Origin of the sequence: Streptomyces sp. NBC_00659, from assembly GCF_036226925.1 — a bacterium.
Taxonomy (GTDB): Bacteria; Actinomycetota; Actinomycetes; order Streptomycetales; family Streptomycetaceae; genus Streptomyces.
Genome location: NZ_CP109031.1, coordinates 2210136 through 2222698 on the forward strand (window position 1 = coordinate 2210136; position 12563 = coordinate 2222698).

General features: G+C 72.3%; 11 protein-coding genes. 8 read left to right on the forward strand and 3 right to left on the reverse strand.

Annotated features, from left to right (window positions below; all coding sequences use genetic code 11):
- Window positions 1–21 precede the first annotated feature (21 nt).
- Together OG410_RS09525 and OG410_RS09530 are read left to right on the forward strand one after the other, a co-directional pair.
- Window positions 22–759: a FadR/GntR family transcriptional regulator gene (locus OG410_RS09525; protein WP_329298714.1), complete on the forward strand. Its 738-nt coding sequence runs from the start codon at window positions 22–24 to the stop codon at window positions 757–759.
- 191 nt (window positions 760–950) lie between these two features.
- Window positions 951–1652: a gamma-glutamyl-gamma-aminobutyrate hydrolase family protein gene (locus OG410_RS09530; RefSeq protein ID WP_329298715.1), complete on the forward strand. Its 702-nt coding sequence runs from the start codon at window positions 951–953 to the stop codon at window positions 1650–1652.
- A 174-nt stretch (window positions 1653–1826) separates the two neighbouring features.
- Here the strand turns inward: OG410_RS09530 and OG410_RS09535 are convergent, their stop codons facing one another.
- Window positions 1827–2750: a LysR family transcriptional regulator gene (locus tag OG410_RS09535; protein WP_326788806.1), complete on the reverse strand. Its 924-nt coding sequence runs from the start codon at window positions 2748–2750 to the stop codon at window positions 1827–1829.
- Between the two features lie 95 nt (window positions 2751–2845).
- On the opposite strand from OG410_RS09535, the gene OG410_RS09540 reads away from it, so the two are divergent.
- The 4 genes from OG410_RS09540 to OG410_RS09555 all read left to right on the forward strand — a co-directional run bounded on the left by OG410_RS09540 (window position 2846) and on the right by OG410_RS09555 (window position 7972).
- Complete coding sequence (locus tag OG410_RS09540) at window positions 2846–4000, forward strand: TDT family transporter (protein ID WP_329298716.1); 1155 nt, start codon at window positions 2846–2848, stop codon at window positions 3998–4000.
- A 304-nt stretch (window positions 4001–4304) separates the two neighbouring features.
- Window positions 4305–5174 (forward strand): HalD/BesD family halogenase, encoded by an 870-nt coding sequence (locus tag OG410_RS09545; RefSeq protein ID WP_329298718.1) that lies wholly within the window; start codon window positions 4305–4307, stop codon window positions 5172–5174.
- Between the two features lie 117 nt (window positions 5175–5291).
- Window positions 5292–6152, forward strand: coding sequence for a class I SAM-dependent methyltransferase (locus OG410_RS09550; RefSeq protein ID WP_329298719.1), 861 nt, complete (start codon window positions 5292–5294; stop codon window positions 6150–6152).
- A 59-nt stretch (window positions 6153–6211) separates the two neighbouring features.
- Window positions 6212–7972: a choline/carnitine O-acyltransferase gene (locus OG410_RS09555; protein ID WP_329298720.1), complete on the forward strand. Its 1761-nt coding sequence runs from the start codon at window positions 6212–6214 to the stop codon at window positions 7970–7972.
- Window positions 7973–8090: 118 nt separating this feature from the next.
- On the opposite strand, the gene OG410_RS09560 is transcribed toward OG410_RS09555, so the two are convergent.
- Complete coding sequence (locus OG410_RS09560) at window positions 8091–8810, reverse strand: helical backbone metal receptor (RefSeq protein ID WP_329298721.1); 720 nt, start codon at window positions 8808–8810, stop codon at window positions 8091–8093.
- Between the two features lie 102 nt (window positions 8811–8912).
- The gene (locus tag OG410_RS09565) at window positions 8913–9494 is read right to left on the reverse strand and encodes a helix-turn-helix domain-containing protein (protein WP_329298723.1); all 582 of its coding nucleotides are present in this window, start codon (window positions 9492–9494) and stop codon (window positions 8913–8915) included.
- 852 nt (window positions 9495–10346) lie between these two features.
- Here OG410_RS09565 and OG410_RS09570 point away from each other — a divergent pair.
- Together OG410_RS09570 and OG410_RS09575 are read left to right on the forward strand one after the other, a co-directional pair.
- A complete protein-coding gene (locus tag OG410_RS09570; RefSeq protein WP_329304071.1) occupies window positions 10347–11285 on the forward strand; it encodes a 5'-3' exonuclease in 939 nt (312 codons plus the stop codon).
- Between the two features lie 125 nt (window positions 11286–11410).
- Window positions 11411–12247, forward strand: a complete 837-nt coding sequence (locus OG410_RS09575) for a siderophore-interacting protein (protein ID WP_329298724.1) — start codon at window positions 11411–11413, stop codon at window positions 12245–12247.
- The last annotated feature ends 316 nt before the right edge of the window (window positions 12248–12563 follow it).

A 12563-nucleotide genomic window follows, 5' to 3' on the forward strand; every position in this document is an offset into this window, starting at 1 on the left:
TTGGGAAGGGGGCGCGACCTGATGACGCGGGCGCAACCCGACCGCGGTACGGACGACCGGCTGACGCCGGTCCTGCGGCCGGTGCGGGCGGGCAACGGCTTCGAGGAGGCGCTGGAGCAGATCCTCCAGATCGTCCGGCTCGGCCTGGTGCCGGGCGGTGGACGGCTGCCCTCGGAGCGGGAGTTGGCCGAGCGGCTCGGCATCAGCCGGGTGACGCTGCGCGAGGTCCTGAAGGTGCTCCAGGACCAGGGTCTGGTCGAGTCGCGGCGCGGCCGGTACGGCGGCACCTTCGTACTGGCGCGCACCGACACACCGGGCGAGCACGAGCTGCGCCGCCGGGTGGCCGCCGTCGACATCGAGGACGTGCTGCGTTTCCGCGAGGTCCTGGAGGTGGGCGCGGCCGGGCTGTGCGCGGCACACGGGCTCGACGCGGAGCGGGCCGGGCGCCTGCGCGAGGCGCTGGAGCGCACGAACGACGCCCCACTGGCCGACTACCGGCGCCTGGACACCAGGCTCCACCTCACCCTCGCGGAGCTGTGCGGCTCCCCTTCCCTCACGGAGCGGTACGCGGCCGTCCGCGCCGGGGTCAACGACCTGCTCGACTGCATCCCGCTGCTCGTCCGCAACCTGGAGCACTCGCAGCGCCAGCACACCGCGATCGTCGAGGCGGTGCTCGACGGGGACGCGGACGGGGCGCGGGAGATGATGCGGGAGCACTGCGCGGGCACGGCGGCGCTGCTGCGGGGGTTCCTGGCGTGAGCGGGGGCGCGGGTCCCGGCGTGAGCGGAAAACGCGTTCCCGGTGTGGGCGGGCGGCGCGGGTCCCGGCGTGAGCGGGAGGCGCCGCGTGGAGTCCCGCGTTGCGCCCCTCGCTCCGTAAAGGTATGAGATCTTTCCATTGGTGTCGCCGTTCATGGGCGCCGTGGCGACCCGGATCCGAGGGAGTAGCGCGTGGGCAGGCCGCTGATCGGTGTGAGTACGTATCTGGAGGCCGGGGCGCGCTGGGGCGTGTGGGAGCTGGAGGCCGCGCTGCTGCCGGCCGGCTATCCGCGGCTCGTGCAGCGGGCGGGCGGACTCGCCGTGATGCTGCCGCCGGACGATCCGGCGCTGGCGCGCGAGACCGTCGCCCGGCTCGACGCGGTGGTCGTCGCGGGCGGCCCCGATGTCGATCCCGCCCGGTACGGTGCCGAGCGCTCACGGCGTACGGGCCCGCCCGCCCACGTGCGCGACGCCTGGGAACTCGCCCTGATCCGGGCCGCGCTGGACTCCGGCACCCCGCTGCTCGGCATCTGCCGGGGCCACCAGCTCCTGAACGTGTCCCTCGGCGGCACGCTCGTCCAGCACCTCGACGGGCATGTGAAGGCCACGGGCGTCGTCGGGCACCACGAGGTGACCCCTGTTCCGGGGACGCGGTACGCCGGTCTCGTCCCGGAGCCGTGCGCCGTGCCGACGTACCACCATCAGGCGGTGGAACGTCTCGGGGACGGTCTCACGTTCTGCGCGCACGCGGCCGACGGCACCGTGGAGGCGATCGAGCTCCCGGGCCCCGCCTGGGCGCTGGGGGTCCAGTGGCACCCGGAGATGGGAGACGACCTGCGGGTGATGCGGGGCCTGGTCGCGGCGGCGTCGACGTTCGGCCCCTCCGGCGCTTGAGGTGCGGGGCGCCGGAAAGTTTCGGCCCGTCCGGCGCTTGAGGACGAGGCCGTTCAGGCCGAAGCGGGGGTCCGGGGGCGGCAGCCTCCAGGGACGATGGGGGTCCCCCTGGTCGAGCGAAGCCGAGACCTTGGGGGAGGGTAGGGGCGGAGGGGGCGAAAAAAGCCTGTGCCGCTACGCCCCCCGCGTCAGCGAGAGCAGATCGCGGGCCGGGCCCGTGGGCCGGTGCCCCGTCGGCCAGACGGCCCGCAGGGCGCGGGTGAGCTGCACGTCGGCGAGCGGGATGCCCACCAGGCGGTGGGCGGACAGCTCCTCCCCCAGGGCGAGCTCGCTGAGCACGGCGGGTCCCGCGCCGCTGACGGCGGAGGCCTTGACCGCCGTCGTCGACGACAGCTCGATCAGCGGGCGCGCGAGCCCTCCGAGCGCGGAGTCGAGGACCTGACGCGTGCCCGACCCCTCCTCGCGCAGGATGAGCGGCGTGGCCGCCAGCTCCGCCGCCGCCAGCGGCGCCCGGCGACGCGCCCAGGGATGTCCGGGCGCCGTCACCACGATCAGCCGGTCGTGCGCGATGACGGTGGCGTCGAGACCGGACGGCACCGAGAGCCCCTCGACGAACCCGAGGTCCGCCTCACCCGTCAGCAGCCGCTCGGCGACGCCTGCGGAGTTCCCGGCGAGCAGGGACACGGCCGTGTCGGGACGCTGGGCGCGCAGGGCGATCAGCCAGCCGGGCAGCAGATACTCGGCGATGGTCATGCTCGCGGCCACCCGCAGCCGGGAGTCGCGCCGGTCGCGCAGGGCCTGTGCCCCCGCGTCGAACGCCTCGGCCGCGTCCACCACCCGCCGGGCCCAGTCCGTGACGAGCGCCCCCTCACGGGTGAGCCGGGACCCGCGCGGCGAACGGTCGACGAGCGCCACCCCGAGCAGCCGCTCCATGGAACGGATGCGGCTGCTGGCCGCCGGCTGGGTGATCCCCACCTCACGGGCGGCGCGTCCGAGACTGCCGAGGCGCGCCACCGCCAGCAGCAGTTCCAGCGCGCCCAGATCGGGTACCCGGTGCGCGATCCCGACGCCGGGCCGATCCTCAGCACCGCTACTCATGGCGATCCTCAGCGCTGCTGCTCATAAAGCCAGCTTATGCCGTCATAGGCGCGCACTCCCTGGTGGGGAACCCGCGGCGGCGCGACCGTGGGGTCATGGTCACCGCAGCCCAGCCCCTGTCCGCCCATCAGGCGGAAACCGTCCTCGGCACGAAAACCCCCCGTGTCCCGGGAAACCGCGCCATCGCCGCTGTCCGGCAGCTCGGCCCGAACTGGTACGCCTCCGTGATGGGCACCGCCATCGTGGCCACGGCGGGGGCCGGGCTCCCCTTCGACGTGCCGGGCCTGCGCACCGCCTGCACCGTCGTGTGGGCCCTCTCGCTCACGCTGCTGGTGTCGCTGCTCGCCGCCCGCGCCCTGCACTGGACGTACCACCGCGACCAGGCCCGCGCCCACCTCCTCGACCCGGCCATGGCCCCCTTCTACGGCTGCCTCTCGATGGCCCTGCTCGCCGTGGGCGGCGGCACCATGCTCGTCGGCCGGGACTGGATCGGGACCCCGGCGGCGGTCGCCGTGGACGCCGTCCTGTTCACCGCCGGGACGCTGATCGGACTCGTCGCCGCCGTGGCCGTCCCGTACCTCATGGTCGTACGGCATCGCATAGAGCCCGGACAGGCGTCCCCCGTGTGGCTGCTGCCGATCGTCGCCCCCATGGTGTCGGCCGCCGTCGGCCCCCTCCTCGTTCCCCATCTGCCGGCCGGACAGCCCCGGGAGACCCTGCTCCTCGCCTGCGTCGCGATGTTCGGGATCAGCCTGCTGGCCACCTTCGTGATGCTGCCGGTCATCTTCGCCCGGCTCGTCACGGGGGGTCCGCTGCCGCTCGCGCTCACCCCGACCCTGTTCCTCGTGCTCGGCCCGCTGGGCCAGTCGACGACCGCGGTGGGCAAGTTCGCGGACGCGGCGCCCGGTGTGGTGCCCGCCCCCTACGACCAGGGCTTCGCGCTCCTGGCCGTGCTCTACGGCGTCCCCGTGCTGGGCTTCGCGCTGCTGTGGCTCGCGCTGGCCGTCGCGATGGTCGTACGGGCCCGCCGCGAGGGCATGGGTTTCGCGATGACCTGGTGGGCGTTCACCTTCCCGGTGGGCACCTGTGTGACCGGCGCGGAGGGCCTGGCCCGGCACACCGGACTGGCCGCCTTCGAGGTGCTCGCCGTCGCCCTGTACGTCCTGCTGGTGACCGCCTGGTCGGTGGCCGCCGTCCGCACGGCCCACGGCCTGATCAGCGGCAAGCTGCTCGCGGCGCCGCGGACGTAGCCTCCTGCGGCCGACTTGCCCGCCTTGGACGACGCCCTGCCCTTCGGACGACGAGAATCCGGAGGGCAGGGCTTCCCGTTGGGGCATCGGCATACTCGTCCGAGTTCCGGGCGGATGCCGTCGCGCCGTACCACGCCGGTCCGGGTGGAACGTATACGTCGGTGGCCAGAATCTGCTCACAGTGCGGCAGTGTGACGCGTCACAGACAACACCTCGCTGCTGTGGGAACTTCAAGTGCCCTTCCCACCAGTCGAGTTGCTGACATCTCGAGCGCGAGGGGCGGCCCGCACGTGGAGAGGATCGAATGCGTTCTTCGGAATCCCTGACGCTTGATCAGCTGGTGGACACGGCCCGCTATCCCCTGTCGGAACTCGCGAGCCCCCGGGGACAGGCCGTGGTCTCCCGTGCCCGGCACGACCTGTCGGCTCTCGGCTGCACCGTGCTGCCGGACTTCGTCCGCCCGTCGCTGCGCGATGCGCTGCGGCAGGAATGCTCGGACATCGCCCCCCGGGCGTACCACGACGTCGAGACGGTGAACGTCTACAACATCGCGGTGGACTCGGCGCTGCCGGAGGACCATCCCGGCCGGAAGACCTTCGAGCGGGGTAACGCGTTCGTCGCGCGGGACCGCATCCCCGCGGACTCCCTCATCAGCCGGCTCTACTCCGACCTGGTGTTCCGGCACTTCATCGCCCGCTGCTTCGAACTGCCGGAACTGCACGAGCTGGCGGACCCGCTCTCCGGGCTGGTGCTCAACGTCGTCGCGCCGGGCATGGAGCACCCCTGGCACTTCGACACCAACGAGTTCACCGTGAGCATGCTCACCCAGCAGGCGCAGGACGGCGGCGTCTTCGAGTACTGCCCGAACATCCGGACCGCGCAGGACGAGAATTTCGACGACGTCCGGGACGTGGTGGACGGCCGGGGCGAGCGGTTGACCCGGCGTCTCCCCCTCCAACCGGGTGACCTGCAGTTGTTCAAAGGGCGCTACTCGCTGCACCGGGTGAGCCCGGTGCGCGGCGAGGTCGCGCGCCACTCCGCGATATTCGCCTACAGCGAGCGCCCCGGCGTCATCGGGAGCGTGGAACGGACCCGGCAGCTCTTCGGCCGGGTGCTGCCCGAGCACCTGGCGGCCGAGGGCCGGGCGGTCCGCGGCGACCGGCTCCTGGACTAGCGGACGGCGAGAACGCGCAGCCGCCGCAGTCCGTCTCCCCTCCTTCCCCTCCCCCTCCTTCCCTTCCCCCTCCTTCCCTCTGCTTCCCCCTGCGCGATCCACAGAGGAGTAAGCCCTGTGCGTTTCGACGTGACCGGAAAAGTCTCACTCGACCACATCTACGACCAGCCCGATCCGCGAACCTACTTCAGGGCGCTGCGCCCGCTCGACTACGGCGTTCCGCAGCAGGCCAAGCCCTACTTCGCCAAGTTCATCACGGAGTACCGGGAGTCCCGGCACGTCGCGGTACCGAAGGTGCTGGACATCGGCTGCTCGTACGGGATCAACGCCGCCCTGCTGAAGTACGACGCGACCATGGACGAGCTGTACGCGCGCTACGGCGACGACGAGCCTGCGGGTGAGAGCCGCGAGACTCTGCTGGCCCGCGACCGGGAGCTGGCCCGGTCACGCCAACCCCCGCAGGCCATCCGCTTCGTCGGCCTCGACACCTCCGGCAGCGCTCTGTCCTACGCGCTCGAGGCCGGGTTCCTCGACGCCGTGGTGCACGCCGACCTGGAGCGGCACGAGCCCACACCGCGACAGCGCGCCGAGCTCTCGGGTACGGACCTGGTGATCTCGACGGGCTGCGTCGGCTATGTCACCGAGCGGACGCTCACGCGAGTCGTCCGGGCGCAGGGCAGCCGCCGGCCCTGGATGGCGCACTTCGTGCTGCGGATGTTCCCGTTCGACCCCGTCGAGCGCGCTTTGGCGAGTCTGGGCTACCGGACCGTCCGCGTCGACGAGGTGTTCAGACAGCGACGGTTCGCCTCCCCGCAGGAGCAGACGCTCGTGCTCGACAGCATGTCGGCCGCGGGGGTGGATCCACGGGGCCTGGAGGCGGAAGGCTGGCTGTACGCACAGCTCTACCTTTCCCGGCCGCACAACGACATCACAGGTCCGCGCACAGGTACCGACGATCCGAATCGAGAACAGAGTTGAAGACCAGTCAGGACGCGTCAGACAACCCGACCTTCGCCCAGGAGGACAGCCTCCCGCGCGTGCCGCTGCCTACGCTGGACGCGAGCTGCGAGAGGTTTCTCGCCTGGTGTACGCCGCTGCTGACCGCCGACGAGCGGTCGGCGACCGAGGCGGAGGTCGCCGCCTTCCTCCGGCCCGGTGGCCCCGGCCGGGTACTGCATGCCGCGCTGCAGGAGTACGACGCCACGGAGGGCGTGCACAGCTGGCTCGACACCTTCTGGCCGTACCGGTACCTGGGCCGCCGGGACCGGATCGCCCTCAACGCCAACTTCTTCTTCCTGTTCAAGGACTCCGGCCAGGCGCAGGTGGAGCGGGCGGCAGGGCTCGTCGCCGGGGCCCTCAACTACAAGCGGCAGCTCGATCAGGGGCTGATTCCGCCGGTGGTGCAGCGCGGAGCACCTCAGTCGATGGTGCAGAACAAGTTCCTGTTCTCCAGCACGCGTATCCCCGGCGCGCAGCAGGACACCGTCCGCGCCCCCCACACCGAGGAGTGGCCGGGCCCGTCCGAGGCGCGGCACGTCGTGGTGTTCTTCCGGGGCGGCATGTTCCGGCTGGACGTGCTGGGTCCGGACGGCGTCCCGCACAGCCTGGACGACATCGAGGCGGGGCTGCGCGCCGTGATGAAGGCCGACCCGGCCGGCGCGGACACCTCGGTGGGCCACCTCACCACCATGGCCCGCGCGGAGTGGGCGGCCGCCCGGGAGTCCCTTCTCTCCTGCCACCCCCGCAACGCCGAAGCCCTGGACGATGTCGAGACCGCGCTGTTCTGCGTCGCCCTGGAGGACTTCGCCCCCGCGGACGTCCAGGACGCCTGTGACCAGCTGCTGTACGGCGACCGCGGCAACCGCTGGTTCGACAAGGCCGTGTCGTTCGTCGTCTTCGCCGACGGACGGGCGGGCATCAACGTCGAGCACTGCGAGCTGGACGGGACCACGATCCTCACCTTCACCGACGCCCTGCTCGACACCCCGGCCGAGGAGCAGTCCCGGCAGTCCGGAGCCCGCTCCCAGGGGCTGCCGGCAATGGAGCCGATCGTGTTCGCACTGGACGACGCGCTGCGGGACCAGGCGCGCTCCGCCGCCGACGCGTTCGCGGCGTACGGGGAGAACACCGCGACCAGCACGCTGTCGTTCGCGGACTTCGGCAGCGGCGCGGCCAAGGCGTTGGGGGTCTCGCCGGACGCGTTCGTCCAGGCCGCCTACCAGCTCGCCCACCAGCGCGCCAAGGGGCACCTGGGCGCCACGTACGAATCGATCGCCACCCGGCAGTACCGGCACGGGCGGACCGAGGCGATGCGTGTCGTCACCACCGAGATGGTGGCTTTCGTGGCGGCGATGGAGGACCCGGCGGCGGACGCGGACGCCCGGCGCACCGCGTTCCGGGCAGCCACGGAGGCCCACGTGTCGCGCGCGAAGGCGTGCCAGGCCGGGCAGGTGCCGGAGCAGCACCTGTGGGAGCTGGAGCTGATCCAGCGCCGTCGGGGGGCCGAGCTCGGGGTGACCGAGCAGCCCGCGCTGTACCGGACGCCGGGCTGGCTGACCATGCGGGACGACTACCTGAGCACGAGTTCCGCGCCGTCCGTCAACATCCAGTACTTCGGCTTCGGGTCGACCAGCAGCCAGTGCATCGGTGTGGCCTACGTGCTGCTTCCCGACCGGTTCAACCTCTACCTGAGCACGCCGTCGGCGGTCGCCGCGCAGATGCGGACGTTCGCCGACCGGCTCCGGGAGGCGCTGGACGAACTCCGGGAACTGCTGGCGACCGAGGGGCCCAAGGACTGAACGGACCCCGCCGCCGGACCGGAACTCCCCGCCGGGAACCCCGGCCCGGCGGCCCGGACGGCTCCAGCGGCTCCAGCGGCTCCAGCGGCTCCAGCGGCTCCAGCGGCTGAGCCTGTGGTCACGACACTGCTGCCCGCAATGCTTCCCCGAGCCGCGCCGGCGCCTCGACCAGTGACGGTCCGTACCAGGTCAGCAGGCGGCCGTCGACCAGGGCGCAGGGAATCCCCGTGAAGGATTCCGGACCGTCGTCGGCGGTGAAGCGGTACGGCTCGTCGGGCAGCACGACGAGATCGGGGGCCGCCGCGGTCAGCTCGGTGAGCGGGACGCGGGGATAGCGCTCCTCGTGGCGCGCGTAGACGTTGTCGACGCCCAGCCGGGCGAGCACGTCTCCGGCGAAGGTGTCCCGGCCCAGCACCATCCAGGGCCGGCGCCACACCGGCACGATCGCGGTCCTGCGGCGGGCCGGGGCGGGCGGCTCGGCCCAGGCGGCCTCCGCCGCGTCCAGCCAGCGCGGACGGCCGTGCGCGCCGCAGGCGGCGAGCACCCGGTCCAGCTCGCGAAAGGCCCCCGGCACGTCCCGCACCTCGGTGACCAGCACCTCGATCCCCGCCTCCCGCAGGGCGGCGAGATCGGGTTCCCGGTTCTCCTCCTCGTTGGCGACGACGAGATCGGGCCCCAGCCGCAGGACGGCATCGACGTCGGGGTTCTTGGTTCCCCCGATCCGGACGACGTCCAGGTCCGCCGGGTGGCTGCACCAGTCGGTCGCGCCGACCAGGACGGCGGGCACGGACACGGCCACGGCCTCCGTCAGCGAGGGCACGAGGGACACCACCCGCATGACCGTCCGCCTCTCCCGCGCCGTCCTGTCTCCCGCCATCCTCTCCCGAGCCGCCCGCGCCCGCCCGGCCCCGCCCAGGCCGGACCCCGTCGTCCGCGCCGCTCAGCGCTTGCCGAAGGTGTGCCGGTCCTCCACCGCGTCGATGTGGTCGGCGACCTCCACGACGACGACCCGGGTGTCCGGCACGGTGGCGCGCCAGCGGTGCCGCACACCGCCCGTGAGGTAGAGCGTGTCACCCCGCCCCAGCCGATGGGCACGCCCCTCCGCCTCGACCTCGACACCGCCGTCGGCGACGTACATCAACTTGTCGTTGCGGTGCTGGAGTTCGCGGGCTTCCTCGTGGTCGCCGGTGAACTCGGTTGCGTGCAGCTGGTGGTGACCGCGCACCAGGGGGCGCGTGCGGGCTCCGGGAGTGAACTCGGCCCCTGCGTCGGCGCGCACGACGTCGACACTGCACGCCGGGTCGGCGGCGGCGAGCAGGTCGACGGCCGTGGTGCCGAGGGCGTCGGCGACCCGCTCCAGCGAACTTCGGCTGGGCCGGGCCCGCTCGTTCTCCACCTGGCTGAGAAAGGGCACCGACAGGCCGCTGCGTTCGGCCACGACGGCGAGGGTGAGCCGCAGTGCCCGGCGCCGTCGCCGTACGGCCGCACCCACCCGAAGGGGCTGTTCTTTGTGGTCGCCCATCGCTCCGGCTCCCTCCCTCGCGTCGTCGGTCCGCGAACCGTGCGGATTTCCGGCCCGCCGCTTCTGTTGAGTTGTCTGCACCCTACGCATGTTCGCCAAACCGTTTCATGGACCCGTCACATCGCTGTCACTTCGAGGGAGTGTGAGGGTTACACTTCGCGCCACCGCGCGAGCCGTCGCGCGCCTGGCGCCGCCGCCCCTTCGCACGGGGCGAAAGGGCCGATCACGGGGGCGGGACACCCCGCCTGGACCTTCGACGGCACGATCGGACCCTGAAGTGCCGTGCCCCGGCGCGCAGTTGCCTGTCGGGGCGCGGACCGTGGACGCATGGTGGCGGTCGGGTTCGGCCGGGCCCGCGCGCACGGAGCTGATGTGCGGCGAGCCCTCGGAACGGCATAGGGGAACGGCGGGTTCGGCGGACGCGCGGGCGGCGCCGTGGCCCGGATCGCGTCGGCGGGGTGCGGTCTCGGACCGCGGCACGGTTGTCCGGATCCTTGCCGTACGCCAGTACGCGACCACCGGCGGCTCCGCCCGCGCGTGCGGACCGGCGGCCGCCCTCGGGAGGAGTCCGCGGGCCCCGGGAGCACGACGGGGGGTGGTCCTCGTCGTACGGGTCAAGAGAACCCTGACGACGAGGACCACCCCTCGGAATGAAACCGCGCAGCGCGCCCCGGCGTGGACGGCTCGTCCGCTACCGCGGAGTCATCCGCTGCACCAGGTCCGGGTGCTCCCCGAGCCACGCGGCGACGGCTTCCGAATACACAACCGCGTTCGTGCAGTGGCCGCGCCTGCCCCGCCCACCCGGAGCGAACACGGGAGAGGTCCAGGTCACTGTCAGTGGCGTACGGCATGATGCGGAACGTGACACTTCCGACGCGACGACTCATGCTCCTCGACACCGCCTCGCTGTATTTCCGCGCCTATTTCGGCATGCCGGAATCCGTGAAGGCCCCGGACGGCACACCGGTGAACGCCGTGCGCGGACTGCTGGAGTTCATCGACCGCCTGGTCAAGGACCACCGTCCGGACGATCTGGTGGCCTGTATGGACGCGGACTGGCGTCCGCAGTGGCGGGTCGACCTGATCCCGTCGTACAAGGCGCACCGGGTCGCGGTGGAGACGGAGACCGGCCCGGACCAGGAGGAGGTGCCGGACACGCTCTCCCCGCAGGTGCCCGTCATCGAGGAGGTCCTGGACGCGCTGGGCATCGCGCGCGTGGGCGTCGAGGGGTACGAGGCGGACGACGTGATCGGCACGTTCACCGGTCGCGCCACCGGTCCGGTCGACATCGTCACCGGCGACCGCGACCTGTATCAACTCGTCGACGACACACGGGGGGTGCGCGTGCTGTATCCGCTCAAGGGTGTCGGCACGCTCCAGCTCACCGACGAGGCCTGGCTGCGCGAGAAGTACGGCGTCGACGGTCCGGGGTACGCGGATCTGGCGCTGCTGCGCGGCGACCCGAGCGACGGACTGCCCGGAGTGCCCGGCATCGGTGAGAAGACGGCGGCCAAACTGCTCGCCGAGTTCGGCGACCTGGCCGGCATCATGGCCGCGGTCGACGACCCGAAGGCCAGGCTGACGCCCTCGCAGCGCAAGCGGCTCGACGAGTCACGGCCGTACATCGCCGTGGCGCCGACCGTCGTCAAGGTCGCCGGGGACGTGCCGCTTCCCGAGGTGGACACGGCGCTGCCGCACGCGCCGCGCCGTCCGGAAGCGCTGGACGAACTGGCCGCGCGCTGGGGACTGGGCGGCTCGCTGCACCGTCTGCTCACGACACTGCGGGCATAGCCGATCACGGCACTGCAGGTACAGCTGAACCGTTCTGGCATGACTGCTGCCGGTTCATCCGTGGATATTGCACAGGGAGAGATGCTAACTTAGGTAAGCCTAACCATGTGAATCAGGAGGCAGTCATGGCAGAGCGCCCGGAACGCAAGCCCCGGAAGCCCCACTCCGCGAAGGTCGTGCGGACCGAGCGGCTGACCCCTCACATGCAGCGGGTGGTGCTGGGCGGTGACACCCTCGCCGACTTCGCCACGGGCGGCAGAACCGACCACTACGTGAAGCTGCTGTTCGGCCCCGCGGGCGTCACCTACCCCGAGCCCTTCGACCTGGAGCGCATCCGCGAGGAGTTCCCGCGCGAGCAGTGGCCGGTGACACGCACGTACACGGTGCGCGCCTGGGATCCCGAGACGCGCGAGCTGACCCTGGACTTCGTGGTGCACGGGGACGAGGGACTCGCCGGACCGTGGGCCCTGCGGGCGCAGCCGGGCGACGTCGTCCGGTTCATGGGCCCCGGTGGCGCGTACGCACCCGACACGAGCGCCGACTGGCACCTGCTCGCCGGTGACGAGAGCGCGCTGCCCGCGATCGCCGCCGCGCTGGAGTCACTGCCGGACGGCGCCACGGTCCGCGCCTTCGTCGAGGTCTCCGGGCCCGAGGAGGAGCAGAAGATCGACTCCGACGCGGAGGTCGTCTGGCTGCACCGCGGCGACCGGCCTGTCGGCACGGCCCTGGTGGAGGCCGTACGGGCCCTGGAGTTCCCGGAGGGCCGGCTGCACGCGTTCGTGCACGGCGAGGCGGGCTTCGTGAAGGAGCTGCGGGCGCTGCTGCGGGTCGAGCTGCAGATCCCGCGCGAGGACCTGTCCATCTCCGGCTACTGGCGCCTCGGCCACAACGAGGACGGCTGGCAGGCCGCGAAGCGTGACTGGAACGCCCGGGTGGAGGCGGAGCAGGAGGTACCGGCCTGACACCGGACACTTCCCGTACCTGGTCAGGAGGCTGACCCGGTTCGCCACCCCCGGCCGCACCGAACGTCAGGAGGCGGACCCGCATCTCGCGGGTCCGCCTCCTGACGTTTCGTGCGGGTGCCGTTCGTCCGGCGGTCCGGACCGGGCCCCGGTACGACCGGAACGTACGGATCGACAGCCGGACCGCCGCCACCGTGAGCAGGAGGGCAAGCACGAGCACGAGCACAAGCCCGAACGGCGCACCCGTCCGGCTGAGCACCTCACCTCGGTCGGGGGTGTTCGGACATCGCCGAACGGCCCGCGACCACAGCCCGGT